The sequence below is a fragment of the Cellulosimicrobium sp. G4 BAM 1002 genome (assembly GCF_057126935.1).
This window is the reverse complement of sequence record NZ_CP182109.1, coordinates 1,343,131-1,364,314: the sequence shown is the minus strand read 5'-3', so window position 1 is coordinate 1,364,314 and position 21,184 is coordinate 1,343,131. Positions and strand designations below refer to the sequence as shown.

General features: G+C 73.7%; 19 protein-coding genes and 1 riboswitch. Of the genes, 10 read left to right on the top strand and 9 right to left on the bottom strand.

The features are described from left to right. Positions 1-51 precede the first annotated feature (51 nt). The 4 genes from ACMXGY_RS06200 to thiE form a co-directional block, all read right to left on the bottom strand. Positions 52-480 carry a hypothetical protein gene (locus ACMXGY_RS06200; protein ID WP_483775986.1) on the bottom strand — a complete coding sequence of 143 codons (429 nt, stop codon included), beginning with the start codon at positions 478-480 and terminating at the stop codon, positions 52-54. Positions 481-511: 31 nt separating this feature from the next. Beyond that, positions 512-1,201: an OmpA family protein gene (locus ACMXGY_RS06195; RefSeq protein ID WP_483775985.1), complete on the bottom strand. Its 690-nt coding sequence runs from the start codon at positions 1,199-1,201 to the stop codon at positions 512-514. Then, positions 1,198-1,848: a hypothetical protein gene (locus ACMXGY_RS06190; protein WP_483775984.1), complete on the bottom strand. Its 651-nt coding sequence runs from the start codon at positions 1,846-1,848 to the stop codon at positions 1,198-1,200. Before ACMXGY_RS06190 ends, ACMXGY_RS06195 begins: the two co-directional genes overlap by 4 nt. Positions 1,849-1,995: 147 nt before the next feature. Then, positions 1,996-2,688 carry a thiamine phosphate synthase gene (thiE, locus tag ACMXGY_RS06185; RefSeq protein ID WP_483775983.1) on the bottom strand — a complete coding sequence of 231 codons (693 nt, stop codon included), beginning with the start codon at positions 2,686-2,688 and terminating at the stop codon, positions 1,996-1,998. A 52-nt stretch (positions 2,689-2,740) separates the two neighbouring features. Beyond that, positions 2,741-2,818: riboswitch (TPP riboswitch) on the top strand. 4 nt (positions 2,819-2,822) lie between these two features. On the opposite strand from thiE, the gene thiO reads away from it, so the two are divergent. From thiO to ACMXGY_RS06170, 3 genes are all read left to right on the top strand, one after another. Beyond that, positions 2,823-4,157: a glycine oxidase ThiO gene (gene thiO, locus ACMXGY_RS06180; protein WP_483775982.1), complete on the top strand. Its 1,335-nt coding sequence runs from the start codon at positions 2,823-2,825 to the stop codon at positions 4,155-4,157. Next, positions 4,154-4,387 carry a sulfur carrier protein ThiS gene (gene thiS / locus ACMXGY_RS06175; protein ID WP_483775981.1) on the top strand — a complete coding sequence of 78 codons (234 nt, stop codon included), beginning with the start codon at positions 4,154-4,156 and terminating at the stop codon, positions 4,385-4,387. Before thiO ends, thiS begins: the two co-directional genes overlap by 4 nt. 105 nt (positions 4,388-4,492) lie before the next feature. Beyond that, positions 4,493-5,236, top strand: a complete 744-nt coding sequence (locus ACMXGY_RS06170; RefSeq protein WP_483776799.1) for a thiazole synthase — start codon at positions 4,493-4,495, stop codon at positions 5,234-5,236. A gap of 670 nt (positions 5,237-5,906) precedes the next feature. Here the strand turns inward: ACMXGY_RS06170 and ACMXGY_RS06165 are convergent. Further along, on the bottom strand, positions 5,907-7,262 hold the full coding sequence (locus tag ACMXGY_RS06165) for a ThiF family adenylyltransferase (RefSeq protein WP_483775980.1): 1,356 nt from the start codon (positions 7,260-7,262) through the stop codon (positions 5,907-5,909). Continuing rightward, positions 7,259-7,687: a DUF3817 domain-containing protein gene (locus ACMXGY_RS06160; protein ID WP_483775979.1), complete on the bottom strand. Its 429-nt coding sequence runs from the start codon at positions 7,685-7,687 to the stop codon at positions 7,259-7,261. The genes ACMXGY_RS06165 and ACMXGY_RS06160 overlap by 4 nt, the downstream gene beginning before the upstream one ends. 134 nt (positions 7,688-7,821) lie before the next feature. Here ACMXGY_RS06160 and ACMXGY_RS06155 point away from each other — a divergent pair, with 134 nt between their 5' ends. Then, positions 7,822-9,630, top strand: a complete 1,809-nt coding sequence (locus tag ACMXGY_RS06155; protein ID WP_483775978.1) for an ABC transporter transmembrane domain-containing protein — start codon at positions 7,822-7,824, stop codon at positions 9,628-9,630. Then, entirely contained in the window at positions 9,627-11,360 is a 1,734-nt protein-coding gene (locus ACMXGY_RS06150) for an ABC transporter ATP-binding protein (RefSeq protein WP_483775977.1), read from the top strand. Before ACMXGY_RS06155 ends, ACMXGY_RS06150 begins: the two co-directional genes overlap by 4 nt. Before the next feature lie 93 nt (positions 11,361-11,453). Here ACMXGY_RS06150 and ACMXGY_RS06145 read toward each other — a convergent pair whose 3' ends face one another. From ACMXGY_RS06145 to ACMXGY_RS06135, 3 genes are all read right to left on the bottom strand, one after another. Beyond that, on the bottom strand, positions 11,454-11,747 hold the full coding sequence (locus tag ACMXGY_RS06145; protein WP_483775976.1) for a hypothetical protein: 294 nt from the start codon (positions 11,745-11,747) through the stop codon (positions 11,454-11,456). Positions 11,748-11,987: 240 nt separating this feature from the next. After that, complete coding sequence (locus ACMXGY_RS06140; protein WP_483775975.1) at positions 11,988-12,854, bottom strand: SURF1 family protein; 867 nt, start codon at positions 12,852-12,854, stop codon at positions 11,988-11,990. Between the two features lie 141 nt (positions 12,855-12,995). Beyond that, on the bottom strand, positions 12,996-13,313 hold the full coding sequence (locus ACMXGY_RS06135; RefSeq protein WP_483775974.1) for a hypothetical protein: 318 nt from the start codon (positions 13,311-13,313) through the stop codon (positions 12,996-12,998). A gap of 256 nt (positions 13,314-13,569) precedes the next feature. Between ACMXGY_RS06135 and ACMXGY_RS06130 the strand changes: the two genes are divergently transcribed. The 5 genes from ACMXGY_RS06130 (at position 13,570) to ACMXGY_RS06110 (ending at position 21,160) form a co-directional block, all read left to right on the top strand. After that, the gene (locus ACMXGY_RS06130) at positions 13,570-16,068 is read left to right on the top strand and encodes a phosphoketolase family protein (protein ID WP_483775973.1); all 2,499 of its coding nucleotides are present in this window, start codon (positions 13,570-13,572) and stop codon (positions 16,066-16,068) included. Continuing rightward, complete coding sequence (gene pta, locus ACMXGY_RS06125; protein WP_483775972.1) at positions 16,065-18,233, top strand: phosphate acetyltransferase; 2,169 nt, start codon at positions 16,065-16,067, stop codon at positions 18,231-18,233. Before ACMXGY_RS06130 ends, pta begins: the two co-directional genes overlap by 4 nt. Beyond that, positions 18,230-19,489 carry an acetate/propionate family kinase gene (locus tag ACMXGY_RS06120; protein WP_483775971.1) on the top strand — a complete coding sequence of 420 codons (1,260 nt, stop codon included), beginning with the start codon at positions 18,230-18,232 and terminating at the stop codon, positions 19,487-19,489. Before pta ends, ACMXGY_RS06120 begins: the two co-directional genes overlap by 4 nt. A gap of 121 nt (positions 19,490-19,610) precedes the next feature. Beyond that, entirely contained in the window at positions 19,611-20,567 is a 957-nt protein-coding gene (locus ACMXGY_RS06115) for a DUF4031 domain-containing protein (RefSeq protein WP_483775970.1), read from the top strand. Then, positions 20,564-21,160 (top strand): SanA/YdcF family protein, encoded by a 597-nt coding sequence (locus tag ACMXGY_RS06110; protein ID WP_483775969.1) that lies wholly within the window; start codon positions 20,564-20,566, stop codon positions 21,158-21,160. The genes ACMXGY_RS06115 and ACMXGY_RS06110 overlap by 4 nt, the downstream gene beginning before the upstream one ends. The last annotated feature ends 24 nt before the right edge of the window (positions 21,161-21,184 follow it).

Here is a 21,184-nt window from a genome sequence, read left to right as displayed (position 1 = left end):
AGTTGGCGAGCGCCGGCGGTCCGAACCGTGCCCGGCCCCGCTTCCGTCGCGTCAGCTCGGCAGCGTGCCCACGAACGCGACGATGCCCGCCGTGAGACCCAGGCCGAACGCCATCACGAGGAGGATGATTCCGAGGATCATCGTGACGAACGACCCGGACTGCCGGCCCCACGTCCGGCTGACGACGTCGGTCGGGTCGTCGCGCGCCACCCACACCCAGCCGTCGAAGAGGTAGGGCTGACCCGGTGCGGTGACGCGCGTGACGACGATCGTCGCGCGCAACGGCGCACCGTCCGGCCCGGGGTACTCGACGAGGTGCTCACCCCCGCCCAGCGTCCACCTCTCGGAGAGCGAGCGCGCCGGGACCCGCACGCGATCGACGGCGCGCGCCCGTCCGCTGCGTCGACCGCTCACGGCGAGGACCGCCACCCCGAGGACGAGCGCGAGGCCGGAGAGCACGGCGGCGAGGACCGCGGTCATGCGCCGGGCCGCCGTCGCTGCGACGTGGGCCTCACGAGCCCTCGAACGACAGCTCGACGCGGCGGTTCTGCGCTCGACCGGCCGGGTTGTCCTGCCCACCGACGGTGTTCTCCGCGACCGGCATCCTGCTGCCGTGGCCCTCGACCGTCAGGGTCAGGTCCGGTCGCTCGGCCCGCAGCACAGTCGCGACGGACTCGGCCCGCGCGGCCGACAGCTCGTCGTTGCTCGCATCGGTTCCCATCGAGTCGGTGTGCCCGCCGACTGCGACGGCTGCGCCCTGCGGGATCTGGCCGACCAGCTCGGCGAGCGCGGCCGCGGCCTCGGCCGTGAGCGCCGACTCGTCGAACGGGAACATGAGGTCCGCCGTGAGCACGACCACCGTCTCCCCGGCCTCCTCGCGCGTCGTCTCGAGGCCCGTCGTCGCGTCGTCGACGTCCAGCGGGAACGTCGAGTCGTCGACGGCCAGCGGATGGGTCGCGTCCTCCCGCATCGCGTCGGTGAGCGTCTCGGTGCTCGCCTCGGTGAGGATCGCGTCGCGCTCGTCCGCGAGCGCCTGCTCGACCTCCGCGACGAGCTCGTCGTGGCGGGTGGAGGCGTCGTCCGACGCGGCAGGTGCCGCGCTCGCCGGCGAGGCGACGGCGGCGGTCGGACCGGCCACGAGCGCACCGGCCGCGAGGACCGTGGCGACGAGGCGGTGCACCGGGCTGCGGTTCGGCGTCACTCGGCACCGTCGAGGTAGGTGATCTCCGCCGCCGTGAAGGCGGGCAGCCCCTGACCGGGCAGGACGTCGATGGTCGCGGGCGTGCCCTCGGGCACCGGGAGCTGGGCCCACGCCTCGATCGTCGCGTGGTTGACGAACCCGTCGAACGGGTACCGCGGCGACCCGACGATGTGGTAGCTGCACTGCTGCGGGTCGGGCGAGCTGCCCTTCCACGAGCCCTCGGTGCAGAACGGGCGGTACTGGACGAGGCCCACGGGGTCCGTCGCGGTGAGGACCCAGTCGATCCCGAGGTCCAGGTGGCTCGCGGACGCGTCGTCGGGCTGGGCGTCGTTGTCCCACCGCAGCGCCCACCGCACGGTCAGCACCTCGTCCTGGACCTCGACGGAGCGCAGCGTGGTCGTGAGAGTCCCTCCGAGCTCGCCGCTCGGGGTGTCGACGGTCTGCTCGGCCATGACGGCGTCGCCGACGCGCGCCGCGCCCGGCTCTGCGGACCCGCCGTCACCGGCCTTCGTGCCGTCACCGGCCTCCGCCGCACCGGCCGCAGGTGTGTCTGCGTCGTCCCCGGACCCGCCGAGGAGCCCGCAGCCCGACAGCGCGAGCGTGACGACGACGGTCAGTGCGGTGAGCGACGAGCGTGTGCGGTTCATGATCCCCCGAGTCGGACGGTCCACCGCCGCCCGACGGTCGGGCGGCGACCCGTCGTCGACCATGGCATACCGGACAGCAGGGACGGAACCCACCCGGGTGGGCAGATGTCCCCATGCACCCACCTCGCCGGCGGCCCAGGAGCCGGGTCAGGCTGCGACGATCCGGTCGCGCAGGTCGCGCGCCGCGCGCTCGGGGTCGGGCGCCTGGGTGATGGCTCGCACGACGACGACGCGCGTCGCCCCGGCGTCGAGCACCGCGTCGAGCCGTCCGGCATCGATGCCGCCGATCGCGAACCACGGCGTCGTAGGACGGGTCGCGGCGACCTCGCGCAGGAGGTCCAGCCCTACGGCGGCGCGACCGGGCTTCGTCGGCGTCGCCCAGAGCGGCCCGACGCAGAAGTAGTCGACGGCGGGGTCGGCCTCCGCCGTCGCCGCCTGCTCCGCGGAGTGGGTCGACCGGCCCAGCACGGGCCCGGGACCGAGGAGGGAGCGCGCGGCCGGGACGGGCAGGTCTCCCTGGCCCATGTGCACCACCGGCGCCCTCGTGAGCGCCGCGACGTCCGCGCGGTCGTTGACGGCCCACAGCGCACCGTGCTCGGTCGCGACCCGCGCGACGAGCTCCTGGAGCTCGAGCTCGCGCGCGACGTCGAGCGACTTGTCGCGCAGCTGCACGACGTCGACGCCGCCCGCCAGCGCGGCGTGGAGGAAGTCCTCCAGGTCGCCGCGTTCCTCGCGCGCGTCCGTGCACAGGTACAGGCGTGCGTCGGCGAGACGGGCGCGCGGGCCGGAACCTGCGCCCGGGGTCGACGCGGCGGACGTGGCGAAGGTCTCGGTGCTCACCCGCCGGAGCCTAGCCCCGGGCCGCCCGGTGCAGGCGGTACTGTGGCCGACAGCACGGGAGCCCGCACGGGCTGAGAGGGCGCAGGAGCCGACCGTCGAACCTGATCTGGGTCATGCCAGCGAAGGGAGCGCACATGAGTCCCCCTGTCACCGCGCCGTCCGTGGCGCCCGCCTCCGGCGCGCCCGACGGCGTACGCGACGTCGTCGTCGTGGGCGGCGGCATCGTGGGCCTCGCCGTGGCGTGGCGTGCGACGCGCGCAGGCCTGACCGTCACCGTGCTGGACCCGTCCCCCGGGGACGGCGCCACGCACGCCGCCGCCGGGATGCTCGCCCCCGTGACCGAGGCCGACTTCGGCGAGGACGACGCGCTGCCTCTCCATGTCGCCGCTGCCGCGTCCTGGCCGACGTTCGCGGTGGAGCTCGAGGCGGCGACCGGGCTCGGCGTCGGGTTCCGTGCCGCCGGGACCCTCACGCTCGCGTACGACGCGGACGACCTGGCGCTGCTGCGCCGTGTCCTCGCGCTGCACGCGACCCTCGGCCTCGCGTCGAGCGAGATCTCCGTCACCGACGCGCGTCGCCGTGAGCCGTTCCTCGGCCCGCGCGTGGCAGGGGCCGCGTGGGCGCCCGGGGACCACGCGGTCGACCCGCGCGCGACGCACGCCGCGCTCCTCGCGACGCTCGGCGCCGGAGCCCTGGGGCGGGGCACCGCCGTCGTGCGCGCCGCCGCCACCCGGCTCGCGTTCGACGCCACCGGGCGGGTCACGGGCGTGCACGACGACGCGGGCCGGCTCCACCGTGCGGGTGCGGTCGTGCTCGCCGTGGGCTGGCAGACCGGCGCGCTGGTCGCGGACGTCCCGGGCATCGCGGTGCCGACGCGACCGGTGAAGGGCCAGACGCTGCGTCTCGACGCCGGGCCGGACCTCGCGCTCCAGCACGTCGTACGGGGTCTCGTGCAGGGCCGCCCGGTGTACGTCGTGCCGCGCGATCCCTCCCCGGACGGGCCGCGCGCGGGTCACCGGGAGGTCGTCGTCGGGGCGACGACCGAGGAGAACCCCGACGACCGGCGAGCCACCGCCGGGGGCGTCTTCGCGCTGCTCCGCGACGCGCGCGCCCTGCTGCCCGGGATCGACGAGGCCGCGCTCGTCGACGTCACGCCGCGCGCCCGCCCGGCGACGCCCGACAACCTGCCGCTCGTCGGCCCGACCTCGGTCCCCGGCCTGCACCTCGCGACAGGTCACGGCCGCAACGGCATCCTGCTCGCCCCGCTCACCGCCGACGCGGTCGTCACGCGGCTCACGGGCGACCCGCTTCCCCCCGGGGTCGCGCGCGCCCTCGCCCCGACCGACCCCGACCGCTTCGCCGAACCCGGGTTCGTGCGCCAGGCTGCGCCCGAGCTGGCCAACAGCCCCCGGTTCGGCACCGTCCCGGCGGCACGTCAGCCCGCCACGACACCGAGGTGGTACCCATGACCGCACCCGCCCCGACAGCGCTCGTCAACGGCGAGCCGTATCCGCTCGCCGAACCCGTCGAGCTCGAGCGTCTCGTCGCCGCGCTCGTGCCCGCATTCGTCGCCGACGGGACACCGCAGGGTGTCGCCGTCGCCGTGGACGACGCCGTCGTACCGCGCGGTGCCTGGGCCACCACGGTCGTCGCGCCAGGAGACCGCATCGAGATCGTCACCGCCGTCCAGGGTGGCTGAGGAGGAACAGTGACCACGACCGACATCTCCCCCGCGGCCCGGGCGACCACCTCCGCCTCCGACCCCCTCGTCGTCGCCGGGACGACGGTCGGCTCCCGGCTCGTCATGGGCACGGGCGGCGCAGCGAACCTGCTCACTCTCGAGGACGCCCTCGTCGCGTCCGGGACCGCACTGACGACCGTGGCGATGCGCCGCGTCGCGGTGCGGGCGGGCGGTGAGGCGAGCCCCGACGCCGGGATCTGGACCCTGCTCGCGCGCCTCGGCATCCGCGCGCTGCCCAACACCGCGGGGTGCTTCTCGGCGCGCGAGGCCGTGCTCACGGCGCACCTCGCGCGCGAGGCGTGCGGCACCGAGTGGGTCAAGCTCGAGGTGATCGCCGACGACGTGACGCTCCTGCCCGACCCGATCGGCCTCGTCGAGGCAGCCGAGCAGCTCGTGCGCGACGGCTTCGTCGTGCTGCCCTACACGAACGACGACCCGATCCTCGCGCGCCGGCTCGAAGACGTCGGCTGTGCCGCGGTGATGCCCCTCGGCGCACCGATCGGCTCCGGCCTGGGCATCCTCAACCCCCGCAACATCGAGGCGATCGCCTCCGCGGCGCGCGTCCCGGTGATCCTCGACGCGGGGATCGGGACGGCGTCCGACGCCGCGCTCGCCATGGAGCTCGGGTGCGACGGCGTCCTCCTCGCGACCGCCGTCACGCGCGCCGCCGACCCGGTGCGCATGGCGCACGCGATGCGCCTCGCCGTCGAGTCCGGGCGTCTCGCCGCCGGTGCCGGGCGCATCCCCCGCCGCGAGGGTGCGCTCGCGAGCTCGTCCCCGGAGGGCCGCCTCGACCTCGCCCTCTGACAGGCCGACGACGTGTCCCGTCTCGTGGTCAGGTCCGCGGCCGGGGGGTCTGTCGGTGCTGTGGTCGCGCGGGCGTCCCGCGGCCGGGTCGGCGTGCGGGGCGGCGTCGGCGTCTGGGCCGGGTTGGGCGTGCTGTGGTCGGGTTCGCGTGCGGGGCGACGTCGCGTCGCGGGCCCGCCGAGGTAGAACCCTGGTCCGCCCAGGTAGAACCCTGGTCTCACGAAGTCGAACTCCGGTCGGCCGAGGTAGAACCGTGGTCCCACGAAGTAGAACCGTGGTCCGGCGACGGCGACGGCTCGCGCATGCTGGGGCGAAGCGGTGCGCGCCCGGGCTCGTGGCGACCATGCGGTTCCGGCCGGTCGAGCATGCCGTCATGGCCCGTCAGACGACCAGGATGAGCCGCAAAGACATGCTCGCCGAACGCCCGGGCGGTCGCCCGGGTGAGCACGGACCAGGGTGGGACGACGCCGGAGGGGTGGGTGGGGGCGCCGCGTCGTGGTCGGGCCTGGCGGGAGCCGCGAGGAACGAGCGGCGGATGGAAGACGCGGCGCCCCCACCCACCCCGACACCCAGGGCGACCAGACCGCCGTCGGACACGACCACGGTTCTACTTCGGCAGACCACGGTTCTACCTCGACCAACCACAGTTCTACCTCGCGCCACCACGGTTCTACTTCGGCAGGCCTTGGTTCTCCCTCGCGGGCGGGGTCGGGGTGAGCTCGGCGAGGAGCGCCGGGACCCCGCCGACGACGGAGCGGGCGTCGATCCCGGCGGCGCGTGCGGCGTCGGCCACGCGCGCCGAGCGACCGCCCACCGCGCACACGACGAGCACCGGCCGGTCCTTCGGAAGATCCGCGAGCGCGGCCTCCGCGGCCTGACCTCCTGCGAACGCGCCGCTCGGGACGAGCGTCGCACCCGGCAGGGGGCGCACCTGCGCCTCCCAGTCCTCGCGCACGTCGAGCAGGAACGGTGCGGCGGCGGGGTCGGCCAGGAGGGCCGCGGCGTCGCGCGGCGTGACGTCGCGCTCCCCCGTCACCGTTCCCGTGCCCGACGTCGTCCCTGCACCCGGGACGGGCCGGCCGGTGTTCGCCGTGGTGCCGGACGGCGGGACGGCCGGGCCGAGCCCGCAGAACGCGGCGTAGGCGTCGTCGCCGGGGAGGAGGGCGGTGACGGGCTCGCGCGTCGGGTCGGCGCGCACGGTGAGCTGTCGCCAGGAGAGGTCGAGCGCGTCGTAGACGGCGAGGCGGCCCAGCAGCGTCGTACCGGCGCCGGTGAGGAGCTTGATCGCCTCGGTCGCCATGACCGACCCGACGGTCCCGCACATCGCGCCGAAGACGCCGCCCGTCGCGCAGTCGGGTGCCGCCCCGGGGGGCGGGGGGACGGGGAACACGTCGCGGTACGTGACACCGCGCAGGCCCGCCTCGGCCGGGGCGTCGGTGTTGGCGGTGGGACCGCCGGGGCTCGGGGCGTCGTCGGGCACCGCGAACCGCGGCGCGCGCCAGAAGACGCTGACCTGGCCCTGGAACCGGTAGATCGAGCCCCAGACGACGGGGAGCCCGAGGATCTCCGCGGCGTCCGAGACGAGGTAGCGCGTGGGGAAGTTGTCGGCGCCGTCGAGCACGACGTCGTAGCCGCGCAGGACGTCGAGCGCGTTCTCCGCGTCGAGCCGCACCGCGTGCTCGACCACGCGCACGTGCGGGTTCACGTCGGCGATGGTCTCGCGCGCGGAGTCGACCTTGCGGCGCCCGACGTCGGGCCCGCCGTGGATGACCTGACGCTGGAGGTTGGACGTGTCGACGACGTCGTCGTCGACGATGCCGATCGTGCCGACGCCCGCGGCGGCGAGGTAGAGGAGCGCGGGACTGCCGAGCCCGCCCGCGCCGACGACGAGCACGCGCGCGGCGGCGAGGCGGCGCTGTCCCTCGGTCCCGACGCCGGGGAGCGCGAGGTGGCGCGCGTACCGCTCGAGCTCCGCGGTGGTCAGCTCGGGGCCGGGCTCGACGAGGGGCGCGAGGGCCGCCGTCATGACGTGTACTGCTCCTCCAGCACGGCGAGCTTGGACTCGGCCTCCGCGTGCACCTTCTTCTCGAGGATGAACGACATGACCGGCACCACGCCCGCGAACACCATCGTCGCGAGGCGGCCCCAGCCCCAGCGCATCTTGGTCCACAGGTCAAGGACCGTGACGAGGTAGACGACGTAGACCCAGCCGTGCGCGAAGGGGATCCACGAGACGTACTGCATGACGCCGTCGACGTCGACGAACGCGCCGACGCCGTACTTGACGAGCATCTCGACGCACAGGATCAGGAGCATGACACCAGTGATGATCGCGAGGACGCGGTAGCGGGAGAGCGCGCCGCGGGCCTTGCGGATCGCGGTGCGTGCGGCCTCCGCGCTGGGCGCGGCCGTCGGGGTGGCGGTCGGGGTGGCCGGGTCCTGCGTGGTCATGGGAGACGTTCCTCACTTGCCTGTGCACTGCCTGCGCGACGATCGCGGCGGTCCGGGCCGCACGCCGTGGCGCGACGGTCCGCGGCGGATAATCCGTCGCCCGGTGTCGGACGCCGAACCTAGGGTAGAACACCGTGCGACCCCTCCCCCTCCCCGACCCGGGGACCCCCGACCTGCGCGGGCCGGCCCGGTACCTCCTCTGGCTCGCCCGGCGCCAGTGGACGGTGCTCACGGTCTCCGTGCTGCTCGGCCTCGTGAACTTCGCGTGCCAGGCCCTGCAGCCCTACATGGTGGGCCGGGCGTTGGACGAGGGTCTGTCGGCCGGCTTCGGTCCGGACCTGTGGCGGTGGGCGGGTCTCCTGCTCGCCCTGGGGCTCGGGATCGTCGTGACGGGAGTGACGCAGCACCGGTTCGACATCGTGAACTGGATGCGGTCGGCCCTCACCACGTCGCAGCTCGTGGGCGACGTCACCGCGCGGTCGGGCGACGCGATCACCGAGGAGCTGCCCACCGGCGAGGTCGTGTCGACCGTGGCGAGCGACGCCATGCGCGTCGGGCAGCTGTTCTCGATGATGGGCCAGTTCCTCGGCGCCCTGGGCGCGTACGTCGTCGTGGCCGTCATCATGCTGTCGACGTCGCTCCAGCTCGGGCTCGTGGTCGTGGTGGGCCTCCCGGTCGTCGCGGCCGTGCTGGCCCTGCTGGTCAAGCCGCTGCAGCAGCGCCAGGCGGCGCAGCGCGAGGCGCAGGGACGGCTCACGACGCTCGGCGCCGACACCGTCTCGGGCCTGCGGATCCTGCGCGGGATCGGCGGGGAGAGCGTCTTCGTCGGGCGCTACGCCCGCCAGTCGCAGAAGGTGCGCGAGACGGGGGTCAAGGTCGCGCACACGCAGGCGACGCTCGACGCGCTCCAGGTCCTGCTGCCCGGCCTCCTCGTCGTCCTCGTCGTCTACCTGGGGGCGAACGCGGCGCTGCGCGGCGACATCACTCCCGGGCAGCTCGTCGCGTTCTACGGCTATGCGGCGTTCCTCGGCTGGCCGCTGCAGGTCGCGACGCAGATGCTCAACATCGCGACGCGCGCGCACGTCGCGTCGCGCAAGATCGTGCGCGTCCTCGCCGTCGAGCCGGCTGCCGGCGCCCGCCAGGCCACGGCGCCGATGCCGCCCGAGGGCAGCCCGCTCGTGGACGAGACGACCGGGCTCGTGCTGGAGCCCGGCCGCCTCGTCGCGCTCGTCTCCGCCGACCCGGACGAGTCCGCCGCCGTCGCGACGCGCCTCGGCCGGTTCGACGACGCAGCCGAGGCGGCGACGCCCGTGCGCCTGGGCGGCACGCTCCTGGCGGACCTCGACAAGGACGCGCTGCGCCGGCGCGTCGTCGTCGCGGAGGCGACGCCGCAGCTCTTCTCCGGGCCGCTGCGCGAGGAGCTGGACCCACGCGGGACCGCGACCGACGAACAGGTGCTGACCGCGGTCGCGGTGGCCGACGCGCAGGACGTGCTCGACTCCGTGCCCGACGGGCTCGCGGGCGAGCTCCCCGAGAAGGGCCGCTCGCTCTCCGGTGGGCAGCGCCAACGCGTCGCGCTCGCGCGCGCCCTGCTGACCGAGCCGGAGATCCTCGTCCTCGTCGAGCCGACGAGCGCCGTCGACGCCCACACCGAGGCGCGGATCGCGGCACGCCTCGCCGAGGCACGCCGCGGCCGCACGACGCTCGTCGTCACCGCCTCCCCGCTCGTGCTCGAGCACGTCGACGAGGTGCTGCTCCTCGACGAGGGACGTGCCGTCCGGCTCGGGAGGCACCGCGCGCTCGTGGACCGCGCCCACGCCCTCGACGTCTCGCCGGACGACGTCGCCGCCCGCTACCTGCGCGTCGTCGGCCGCTCCCTCGACGAGGCGCCCATCCCCGCGCTCGCCCCCGCGGGCGGCGTCCAGGAAGAAGGACGACCGTGAAGCTCCCCGTCGCCGACACCACCGCCGTCCGCGCCGCCGCCGACCGGCTGTTCGCGCGGCACCGCGGCACCTTCGTGCTCGTCGCGATCCTGCACGTCCTCGCCGCCGTCGCCGGGCTCGTCGGCCCCTGGTTGCTCGGGCGGCTCGTCGACGCCGTCACGCAGGGCACCACGTCCGGGTACGTCACGCGGATCGTCGCCGTCGGTGCGGTCGCTGTCGTCGCCCAGGCCGTGCTGCGCCGCTACGCGCAGCGCATCTCCATGGTCTTCGGAGAGACGGTCTTCGCCGAGCTCCGCGAGGACCTCGTGGGCACCGTGACGACCCTCCCGCTGTCCACGGTCGAGCGCGCGGGGACGGGCGACCTCGTCGCGAGGACCACCAACGACGTCGACCGCATCCAGCACGCCGTGCGCTTCGGTCTGCCGCAGCTCTTGGTCGCGGTCGTGACGCTCGTCCTCACGGTCGTCGCCGCCCTCGTCGTGGCGCCCCTCGTCGCGCTCGCGCTGTTCGTCGGCGTGCCCCTGCTCGTCGTCGTCGCCCGGTGGTACCTGCGCCGCGCGTCGGCCGGGTACCAGCGCGAGGCCGCCGCGTACGCGACGCTCAACGGGACCATCACGGAGAGCGTCGAGGGCGCGCGCACCGTCGACGCGCTGTCGCTCGTCCGTCGCCGCCAGGACCGCGTGCGCGCGGACCTCACGGAGGCCTTCGAGGCCGAGCGGTACACGCTCGGCCTGCGGACCGTCCTCTTCCCGGGCATCGACCTCGCGGTCGCGGTGGCTCCGGTCGCCGCGCTCGTGTGGGGCGGGTGGCTGCTCTCCCAGGGACAGACGACGCTCGGCGCCGTCGCGACCGTGACCACCTACGCGTTCCAGCTCGCCGGCCCCGTGTGGAACCTCATCTTCTGGCTCGACGAGATCCAGGTGGCCGCGGCGTCGTACGCGCGCATCGTCGGCGTCTCGCAGGTCCCGGGCGACCGCACCGCGACGGACGAGCAGCCGTCCGACGACCGGCTCGTGGCGCGCGACGTCGAGTACGCGTACCGCGAGGGGCACCCCGTCCTGCACGGCGTCTCGCTCGACCTCGAACCCGGCGAGCGGCTGGCCGTCGTGGGACCTTCGGGCGCGGGCAAGTCGACGCTCGGCCGCATGGTCGCCGGGATCCACCCGCCCACGGCGGGCTCGGTCCGCATGGGCGGCGTACGGCTGGTCGACCTGCCGCTCGAGGAGCTGCGGCGACAGGTCGCGCTCGTCACGCAGGAGCACCACGTCTTCGTCGGCTCGCTCGCGGACAACCTGCGCCTCGCGAAGGTCGGGGCGAGCGACGACGAGCTGCTCGACGCGCTCGACGCCGTCGACGCCCGCGCCTGGGCCGAGGCGCTGCCGGACGGACTGGAGACGACGGTCGGCTCGGGCGGTCACACCCTGTCGCCCGCGCAGGCGCAGCAGGTCGCGCTCGCACGTCTCGTCCTGCTCGACCCGCACACGCTCGTGCTCGACGAGGCGACCTCGCTGCTCGACCCGCGCGCGGCACGCCACCTCGAGCGCTCGCTCAACGCGGTGCTCGAGGGTCGCACCGTCGTCGCGATCGCACACCGCCTGCACACGGCGCACGACGCCGACCGCGTCGCCGTGGTCGACGGCGGGAGGATCACCGAGATCGGCCCGCACGACGAGCTCGTCGCGGCCGGTGGCGACTACGCCAGCCTCTGGCACTCCTGGCAGCAGGAGTAGCCGGTCACACCGGTGCCCGGTCGTCGCGCAGACGTCGACCGGGCACCGGTGACCTGAGCGGTCAGGCGATCCGACGGTGCAAGTGCACCCGGGTCAGAAGCACGTGACGTGGATCGAGACCGAGCTGTTGCTCGACGACGCGTAGGCGGTGCCCCTGCCGTCGTAGTCGTACAGCGTGACGGACGCGCCCGCGCTGTTGCTGTCGCTCCGCGTCGTGCTGCCGACCCTCAGGGTCACGTTCGTCGGCGCGCTCGCCGTGACCTTCGCGTCGCGGGTACCGCAGTTGTACGCCGTGGACTTGGTCGCGGCGCTCGCGCTGGTCGCCGGGACCAGGACCAGGCCCAGCGCGATGGCTGCGGCGGCGACAGGTGCAAGACGCTTCTTCATGGAGTTCCCCCATGTCTCTCGACCGCCGGTCGGCATCGTCCGGCGGACAGCTCGGGCGCTCTGCTCGAACGGGCATAAGACTGCAGTCCATACATACTCGTCACAAGGCCCGTGTCACGAGGTGAGACAGCCGGGGCCGAGGCGACGGCGCGGCAGCCCGAGCACACGACACGACCCGACCCGACCACCCAGCCGACCACGCGGGCAGCAAACCGGTCCCGCCCTGTTCCGGGCAGGGAATCAGGCGCGGGGCTCCGCGGGCAGGCCCGCGATGCCGGCGTCGTCGCCGCGCGTGCGGCGCTTCCCGCCGGACGCCTCGTCGCGGACGAGACGCACCCACAGCAGCACGGCGAAGCCGCCGAACACCCACCACTGCAGCGCGTAGAAGAGGTTCTGGAGGTTGAGCCCGGTCCCGCCCTCGATCGTCGGGCGCGGGAGCTGCGCCGGGCCCCCCTCGGCCGCCGACGGCTGCTCCGGTTCGGACGAGAGGAGCACGAGGTAGCCGGAGTACATCGGCCCTCCCCACTCGTTGACGAGCGCACCGGTGGAGATGGCGTCCGTCAGCCCGGGGGCGGACCCGCCCTGGCCCGCCGCCTCGGAGGCCTGGAGGTAGCCCGTGAGGCGTACGACGCCGTCGGGCGGCTCGAGCGCGGCGCTCTCCTCGGGCGTCTCGACCCACCCCCGCACGACAGGCAGCACGGGTGCACCGGACAGGTCGGCCCAGGACTCGCCGCCCGTGCCGTCGTCCGTCACGCGCAGGGGCGTCAGGACGAGGTAGCCGACGCGCCCGTCGAGCGCGCGGTCCTCGACGAGAAGCTGTCCCTGCGTGTCGTACTCGCCCTCGACCCACGCCTGCCGTCCGACGAGCTCGCCGGGGAAGGTCGACTGCGGCGGGAGCAGGTCACCCACGCCTTCCGGGCCGACTGCCTCGAGCTCCGCCGCCTCCTGCTGCGCCGCGAGCTCCGCGCGCTGCTGAGCCCGGTCGAGCTGCCAGACGCCCAGGCGCGCGCACACCATGGCGGCGGCCAGGAAGAGCACGAGCAGCCCGATCGTGCGGGGCTGGCGGGCGACCGCCCAGAACGATCGCGGGGTGGTGGGCTCGGGCACGCCCCCACGGTATCCGGGCAGCCCCCGTGCACCCCCATCCCGGAGCCTCCGACGACGAAGGTCACACGGGGACGACGTGCCGGGCGCGTCGTACGTCGACGACGCGGCCGGGGCGGGTGGTCACCCGCCCCGGCCCACCGGTCAGATCCGGCAGTCGATAGAGATCGACGGCCGTGAGGCCGGGCCGGCGGTGTAGGCCGAGTAGTTCGCCGTCGAGGAGCCCGCCGCGATGGTGACGACAGCGCCGCCGGAGGCGACGGACTTGCTCCGCGTCGTCCCGTTCACGGTGAGCTGCACGTGCCACGTCGCGCTCGCCGTCACGACGGCCTGTCGCCCGGCCGGGCACGTGAAGGTCTTGCTGCCGGTACCACCTGCGGCGGACGCGGCCGTGACCGGGACCGCGACGAGGCCCGCGGCGAGCACACCGGCGAGAACGGCGGAACGGAACCTGCGCTTCATTCGACTTCCCCCAAACCAGGGGACTCGCGCGCCTCCACCATTGGAAGCACTGCGAACGAACCCCCTGCGGCCGTGAGCATAGCGAGGTCGCAGGTCCTTGGCGAGAGGTGCGGCGCTCGGGACCTTGGACCCTTTGTCGCCCTCCCGACGCACGTCACAGGGCCCGGCCCTGTCACGGACCGTGCAGGTGCCCGGTCGATGCGGTTGTATGAAGCCGTAGTCGTTCACGAACCCTTCCCCTCTGCAGGAGCGTGAGATGAGCACGACCACGACCACCGAGACCACCGCCTGGCGCCCTGCCGAGGTCACTCCGCTCGACGACGAGACGCTCCGTCGCGTCGACTCGTGGTGGCGTGCCGCGAACTACCTGTCCGTCGGGCAGATCTACCTGCTGGACAACCCGCTGCTGCGCACGCCGCTGACGCGCGACGACGTGAAGCCCCGCCTGCTCGGCCACTGGGGGACGACCCCCGGACTCAACTTCCTCTACGCGCACCTCAACCGCGCGATCGCCCAGCGTCGCCAGTCGACGATCTACGTCGCGGGGCCGGGGCACGGCGGTCCGGGCCTCGTGGCGAACGCCTACCTCGAGGGCACGTACTCCGAGTACTACTCGGACGTCACGCAGGACACCGAGGGCCTGCGGCGCCTGTTCCGCCAGTTCTCGTTCCCGGGCGGGATCCCGAGCCACGTCGCCCCCGAGACCCCCGGGTCGATCCACGAGGGCGGCGAGCTCGGCTACGCGCTCTCCCACGCCTACGGTGCGGCGTTCGACAACCCCGACCTGCTGGTGGCCGCGGTCGTCGGCGACGGCGAGGCGGAGACCGGGCCGCTCGCCACGAGCTGGCACTCGAACAAGTTCGTCAACGCGCGCAACGACGGCGTCGTGCTGCCGATCCTGCACCTCAACGGGTACAAGATCGCCAACCCGACCGTGCTCGCGCGCATCAGCGACGACGAGCTGCGCGACCTCATGATCGGCTACGGCCACACGCCGTACTTCTTCACCGGCGGCTTCGACGGCGAGGACCACTTCGAGGTCCACCAGCGCTTCGCGAAGCTCCTCGACGAGGTGCTGAACCACATCGCCCAGATCAAGGCGGACGCGGCCGCGGGGAACGACGAGCGCCCGGCCTGGCCGATGATCGTCTTCCGCACGCCCAAGGGCTGGACGTGCCCGCCCGTCATCGACGGCAAGAAGACCGAGGACTCGTGGCGCGCCCACCAGGTGCCGCTCGCGAGCGCGCGCGACACCCCCGAGCACCTCGAGGTGCTGCGCGGCTGGCTCGAGTCGTACCGCGCGGAGGAGCTGTTCGACGACGACGGCCGGCTCGTCGCCGACGTGGCCGCGCTCGCGCCGTCGGGCACGCTGCGCATGAGCGACAACCCGCACGCGAACGGCGGGCTCCTGCTCAAGGACCTGCGCCTGCCGGACTTCCGCGACTACGCGGTCGACGTGCAGGCGCCGGGCGGCTCCGTCGCGGAGGCGACGCGCGTGCTCGGCCAGTGGCTGACCGACGTCGTGCGCCTCAACCCGGACAACTTCCGGATCTTCGGACCGGACGAGACGGCGTCGAACCGCCTCCAGCCGGTCTACGAGGTCACGGACAAGCAGTGGAACGCCGACTTCTTCGGTCCCGACGTCGACGAGCACCTCGCGCGCGCCGGGCGGGTCATGGAGATGCTCTCGGAGCACCAGTGCCAGGGCTGGCTCGAGGGCTACCTTCTCACCGGGCGGCACGGCCTGTTCACGAGCTACGAGGCGTTCATCCACATCGTCGACTCGATGTTCAACCAGCACGCGAAGTGGCTCAAGGTCACCAACCACATCGCGTGGCGACGGCCGGTCGCGAGCCTCAACTACCTGCTGTCGAGCCACGTGTGGCGTCAGGACCACAACGGCTTCTCCCACCAGGACCCGGGCTTCATCGACCACGTCGTGAACAAGAAGGCCGAGATCGTCCGCGTGTACCTGCCGCCGGACGCCAACACCCTGCTCTCCACGTACGACCACTGCCTGCGCTCGCGCCAGTACGTGAACGTCGTGGTGGCGGGCAAGCAGCCGGCACCGCAGTTCCTGTCCATGGAGCAGGCGATCGCCCACTGCACGCGCGGTCTGGGCATCTGGGAGTGGGCCGGCACCGAGGTCGAGGGCGAGGACCCCGACGTCGTCCTCGGCTCGGCGGGCGACGTCCCGACGCTCGAGGTGCTCGCAGCCGCCGACATCCTGCGGCAGCGCATCCCCGACCTCAAGGTCCGGGTCGTCAACGTCGTGGACCTCATGCGGCTGCAGGACGAGAAGGAGCACCCGCACGGCCTGTCGGACAAGGACTTCGACACCCTGTTCACCACGGACAGGCCCGTGATCTTCAACTACCACGGCTACCCGTGGCTCATCCACCGCCTCACGTACCGGCGCACGAACCACCCCAACATCCACGTGCGCGGGTACAAGGAGGAGGGCACGACCACCACGCCGTTCGACATGGCGATGCTCAACGACATCGACCGCTACCACCTCGTCGTCGACGTCATCGACCGGGTCCCGTCGCTGCGCTCGACCTACGCGGGCCTGCGCCAGGAGATGGTCGACGCGCGCCTCGCCGCACGGCAGTACACGCGCGAGCACGGCGAGGACATCCCCGAGGTGCGGGACTGGGTGTGGCCCGACGTCGGCGAGACGGCGACGGAAGAGGGCGGGCCGCAGTACAACGGCGGGCGCGCCGTGCAGGACACAGGAGGAGACAACGAGTGAGCGACACCGCTCGCAGCATCTACATCACCTCGCCCGAGGGCGAGACCGGCAAGTCCACGATCGCGCTGGGAGTCCTCGACCTGCTGACCCGCCGGGTCCAGCGGGTCGGGGTCTTCCGGCCGGTCACGCGGGCCGCCGGGCCGGACGTGCAGGACTACGTCCTCGAGCTCCTGCTCGCGCACGACGGCGTCGACCTCACCGCCGAGCAGGCGATCGGGGTCACCTACGACGACGTGCACGACGACCCCGAGGCAGCGCTCTCGCGCATCGTCTCGCGGTACCACGAGGTCGCCGCGACGTGCGACTTCGTCGTGGTCGTCGGCACGGACTACACGGACGTCGCGGGGCCGACGGAGCTGTCGTTCAACGCGCGCGTCGCCGCCAACCTCGCGGCGCCGGTGCTGCTCGTCGTGTCGGGCAAGGACCGCACGCCCGACGCCGTCGGGAACCTCGTCGAGGTGAGCGTCGCCGAGCTGCGCTCGCACCACGCGCAGCCCGTCGGGGTCGTCGCGAACCGCTGTCGCCCCGAGGAGCTCGACAAGGTGCGCGCGCTGCTCGGAGCGCTCGGTCCGGACGGCTCCTCGGCCGGTGCGTCGGCCGAGGCCGCGACCGCGGAGCCGGGTGACGGCGCCGGACGGCTGCCCGCGTGGGCGATCCCAGAGGACCCGTTCCTCGACGCCCCCACGGTGCGCAGCCTCATGGAGGCCGTGGGCGGGCGGCTCGCCTTCGGCGAGGAGGAGCTGCTCGGCCGTGAGGCGCTCGACCTGCTCGTCGGGGCCATGTCGTTCGAGCACCTGCTCGACCGGCTCACCGACGGCGCCGTCGTCATCACACCGGGCGACCGGGTCGACATCCTCATCGGGCTGCTCGCCGCGCACTCCGCGTCGGGGTTCCCCTCGCTCGCCGGCGTCATCCTCAACGGCGGGTTCTTCCCGCCCGAGTCGACGGCGCGGCTCGTCGCGGACCTCGACCCGAGCCTGCCGATCATCCGCACCGAGCTCGGCACGTTCCGCACCGCGAGCGCCGCCGCGTCCGCCCGCGGACGCGTGACCAAGGAGTCGCAGCGCAAGATCGACACGGCGCTCGCGCTGTTCGAGCGGTGCGTCGACGGCAGCGCGCTCCTCGCCAGCCTGGACGTCCCGCGGCCCGAGGTCGTCACGCCGCTCATGTTCGAGTACGAGCTGCTCTCGCGGGCGCGCGCCGACCGCAAGCACGTCGTCCTGCCGGAGGGCGAGGACGACCGCATCCTGCGCGCCGCGTCGACCCTCCTGGGCCGCCAGGTCGCGGACCTGACGATCCTCGGCGACGAGCAGCGCGTGCGGGCACGCGCCACCGAGCTCGGACTCGACATCGACGCCGCGCGCGTGCTCAGCCCGCACGACCCCGAGCACGTCGAGCGGTTCGCCGAGGAGTACGCGCGGTTGCGCGCGCACAAGGGCGTCACGCTCGACGAGGCGCGCGAGCGCGTCCAGGACGTCTCGTACTTCGGCACGATGATGGTCCACCTGGGCCTCGCCGACGGCATGGTCTCGGGCGCCCGGCACACGACCGCGCACACCATCAAGCCGTCGTTCGAGATCATCAAGACGCAGCCGGGAGTCTCCGTCGTCTCGTCGGTGTTCCTCATGTGCCTCGAGGACCGCGTGCTCGTCTACGGCGACTGCGCGGTCATCCCCGACCCGACCGCCGAGCAGCTCGCCGACATCGCGATCTCGTCGGCCGCGACGGCGGCGCAGTTCGGCGTGGACCAGCGCGTCGCGATGCTGTCGTACTCGACCGGGGAGTCCGGCTCGGGCGCCGACGTCGACAAGGTGCGCCGCGGCACGGAGCTCGTCCGCGAGCGCCGCCCCGACCTCTTCGTCGCCGGCCCGATCCAGTACGACGCCGCCGTGGACGCGTCCGTCGCGGCGTCGAAGATGCCCGGCTCGGACGTCGCGGGCCGTGCGACCGTGTTCATCTTCCCGGACCTCAACACGGGCAACAACACCTACAAGGCCGTGCAGCGCTCCGCCGGCGCCGTCGCGGTCGGACCCGTCCTCCAGGGCCTCAACAAGCCGGTGAACGACCTGTCGCGCGGCGCGCTCGTGCAGGACATCGTCAACACCGTCGCCATCACCGCGATCCAGGCGCAGTCACCCGCCGCCTCCCAGGGAGCCACCTCATGACGATCCTGCCCGAGGGCGAGCGCCCCAACCCCTACAGCGCCTACGGCGCGCACGGGTCCGTGCTCGTCATGAACTCGGGGTCGTCCTCGCTCAAGTACCAGCTCGTCAACCCGGTCGGCGGCGAGGCCATCGCCGCCGGCACGATCGAGCGCATCGGCGAGGAGTCCGGGATCATCAAGCACCGGTTCGCCGGCAACACGACGAGCCGCGAGGAGCACGTCGCCGACCACGGGGTCGCGCTCCGCATCGCGCTCGGCCTGTTCGACGAGGTCGGGCCGAAGCTGTCCGACGCCGACGTGTACGCCGTCGGGCACCGCGTCGTGCACGGCGGGGCCGTGTTCTCCTCCCCGGTCCTCGTGGACGACGACGTCGTGCGCCAGATCTCCGACCTGTCACCCCTCGCGCCCCTGCACAACCCGCCGAACGTCAAGGGCATCGAGGTCGCGCGCGAGCTCCTGCCCGACGTCCCGCACGTCGCGGTGTTCGACACCGCGTTCTTCTCCTCGCTGCCCGACGCCGCGTCGACGTACGCGCTCGACCGCGAGGTCGCCCGGGAGCACGGCGTGCGCCGCTACGGGTTCCACGGCACGAGCCACCAGTACGTGTCGGGCAAGGTCGCGCGCGTCCTCGGGCGCCGCATCGAGGGGCTCAACACGATCGTCCTGCACCTCGGCAACGGCGCGTCCGCCTCCGCCGTGCGCGGCGGCGTCGCGGTCGACACGTCGATGGGCATGACCCCGCTCGAAGGCCTCGTCATGGGCACCCGCACCGGCGACATCGACGCCGCGGTGGTCTTCCACCTCGCGCGCAACGCGGGCATGAGCATCGACGAGATCGACGACCTGTTCAACAAGCGCTCGGGCGTCAAGGGCCTCTCCGGCGTCAACGACTTCCGCGAGCTGCGTCGCCTCATCGACTCGGGCGACGAGGACGCACGCCATGCGTTCGAGGTCTACATCCACCGGCTGCGCAAGTACGTCGGCGCGTACCACGCGGTGCTCGGCCGCGTCGACGTCCTCGCCTTCACCGCCGGGGTCGGCGAGCACGACGCGCACGTGCGGGCCGCCGTCGTCGAGGGCCTCGAGCCGCTCGGCCTCGCCGTCGACCCTGAGCGGAACGCCGTCGACTCCGGCGAGCCGCGCGTCGTCTCGCCGGACTGGACGAGCACGCTCGTGATGGTGGTGCCGACGATGGAGGAGCTCGCGATCGCGCGCCAGTGCGTCGAGGTCGTGGAAGCGGCGTCCCGGGCTTCGTAGGCGACGCCCGGCGTAGCCCGGGGCGGGGCGGGAGGGCACCTCGTCGTTGCGCGCAGGTCCGCGGCCTGATCGTCGGACGTGGCGCGCGCCTCGACTCGCCGGTCGGTGGGATGCTCGGTCGGTGACCGTACTGATCGACCCGCCGGCGTGGCCCGCGCACGGGACGTTGTTCTCGCACCTCGTGTCCGACGCGTCGCTGGCGGAGCTCCACGCGTTCGCCGCGTCGATCGGGGTGAGCCGGCGGGCGTTCGACCTCGACCACTACGACGTCGCCGCCGAGCGGTACGACGACGCCCTCGCCGCGGGGGCGGTGCCCGTGGGCGGCCGAGAGCTCGCGCGGCGGCTTGGGGCGTCCGGGCTGCGGGTGCCCGGTCGGGCGCGGCGCGCGGCGAAGGCGGACGCGCTGCTCGCACGGTGGGACGCGCTGCTTCCCGGGGCACGCGCCGTCGGCGTGGAGCTCGTCGAACGGTGGCACGAGCCGCACCGCGTCTATCACGGCCCGGAGCACCTCGCGCACGCGCTGGACTCGCTCGCGCTGCTCGAAGGGCGTCCGGCGGGGGTGCCCGACGGCGCGCGTGCGCCCGGGCTCGTCGGTGCGGCCGCGGCGTCGGGCAGGGAGAGCGCGACGACCTCGACGACGACCCAGCTCGCGCTGTGGTTCCACGACGCCGTGCACGACGGTGAGGCCGGGCGCGACGAGGAGAGGTCGGCCGAGCTCGCCGCCCAGATGCTCGGTCCACATCTCCAGGTGGGCGCGGTCGACGAGGTCGCGCGCCTCGTGCTCGTGACGACGGACCACTCCCCCGCGGCGGACGACGTCGCGGGCGCGCTGGTGTCGGACGCGGACCTCGCGATCCTCGGGTCGGCGCCCGACCGGTACGCGCGGTACGTCCGGCAGGTGCGCGCCGAGTACGCGCACGTGCCCGACGACGCCTTCCGCCTCGGACGCGCCGCCGTCCTCCGGTCGCTGCTCGGAGGTGAGGCGCTCTTCCGCACGGCCTCGGGCCACCGGCGTTGGGAGAACCGCGCCCGGACGAACCTGCGCGACGAGCTCGCGACGCTCGAGGCCCCGGCATGACGCGCCCCCGGCTCGGTCGCAGGGCGGTCGGGGTCACCGTCGGGCTGGCGGTGCTCGTGCTCACGCCGTTCGTCGTCGTGCAGGGCATCGGCCGGGCGCACGTCGCCGACCGGGGTGACGTACCGACGAGCGACGCGATCGTCGTGCCCGGCGCCGGTCTGCGGCCGGACGGGTCACCGTCGACCTACCTGCGGCGACGCCTCGACACAGCCGCGGACCTGTACGCCCGGGGCGTCGCGCCCGTCGTGCTCGTGAGCGGCGACGCGCACGACGACTACGACGAGCCGGGGTCGATGCGGGCGTGGCTGCTCGACCGAGGGGTGCCGGACGACGTGATCCTGCTCGACCGCTCGGGCTTCGACACGCACGCGACGTGCACGCGTGCCGCGTCAGAGTTCGACGTGCGCACGGCGGTGGTCGTCACGCAGGGCTACCACCTGCCGCGCACCCTGTTCTCGTGCCGCGTCGCGGGTCTCGACGCCGTCGGGGTCGGGGTCAGCTCGGCGAGCGTCGAGCCGTGGAAGGCCGTGCTCTACCGCGTGCGCGAGGTGCCCGCCGCGACGAAGGCCGTGCTCGACGCGACGTTCCGCTGACCCCGCTCCTACCCGCGAGCAGCA

Coding starts and splice junctions, on each gene's coding strand:
- thiO (WP_483775982.1), top strand. CDS start 2,823: ATGAGTCCCCCTGTCACCGCGCCGTCCGTGGCGCCCGCCTCCGGCGCG.
- ACMXGY_RS06165 (WP_483775980.1), bottom strand. CDS start 7,262: ATGACGGCGGCCCTCGCGCCCCTCGTCGAGCCCGGCCCCGAGCTGACC.
- ACMXGY_RS06170 (WP_483776799.1), top strand. CDS start 4,493: ATGGGCACGGGCGGCGCAGCGAACCTGCTCACTCTCGAGGACGCCCTC.
- thiS (WP_483775981.1), top strand. CDS start 4,154: ATGACCGCACCCGCCCCGACAGCGCTCGTCAACGGCGAGCCGTATCCG.
- ACMXGY_RS06145 (WP_483775976.1), bottom strand. CDS start 11,747: ATGAAGAAGCGTCTTGCACCTGTCGCCGCCGCAGCCATCGCGCTGGGC.
- ACMXGY_RS06190 (WP_483775984.1), bottom strand. CDS start 1,848: ATGAACCGCACACGCTCGTCGCTCACCGCACTGACCGTCGTCGTCACG.
- ACMXGY_RS06160 (WP_483775979.1), bottom strand. CDS start 7,687: ATGACCACGCAGGACCCGGCCACCCCGACCGCCACCCCGACGGCCGCG.
- ACMXGY_RS06135 (WP_483775974.1), bottom strand. CDS start 13,313: ATGAAGCGCAGGTTCCGTTCCGCCGTTCTCGCCGGTGTGCTCGCCGCG.
- ACMXGY_RS06130 (WP_483775973.1), top strand. CDS start 13,570: ATGAGCACGACCACGACCACCGAGACCACCGCCTGGCGCCCTGCCGAG.
- ACMXGY_RS06200 (WP_483775986.1), bottom strand. CDS start 480: ATGACCGCGGTCCTCGCCGCCGTGCTCTCCGGCCTCGCGCTCGTCCTC.
- ACMXGY_RS06110 (WP_483775969.1), top strand. CDS start 20,564: ATGACGCGCCCCCGGCTCGGTCGCAGGGCGGTCGGGGTCACCGTCGGG.
- ACMXGY_RS06120 (WP_483775971.1), top strand. CDS start 18,230: ATGACGATCCTGCCCGAGGGCGAGCGCCCCAACCCCTACAGCGCCTAC.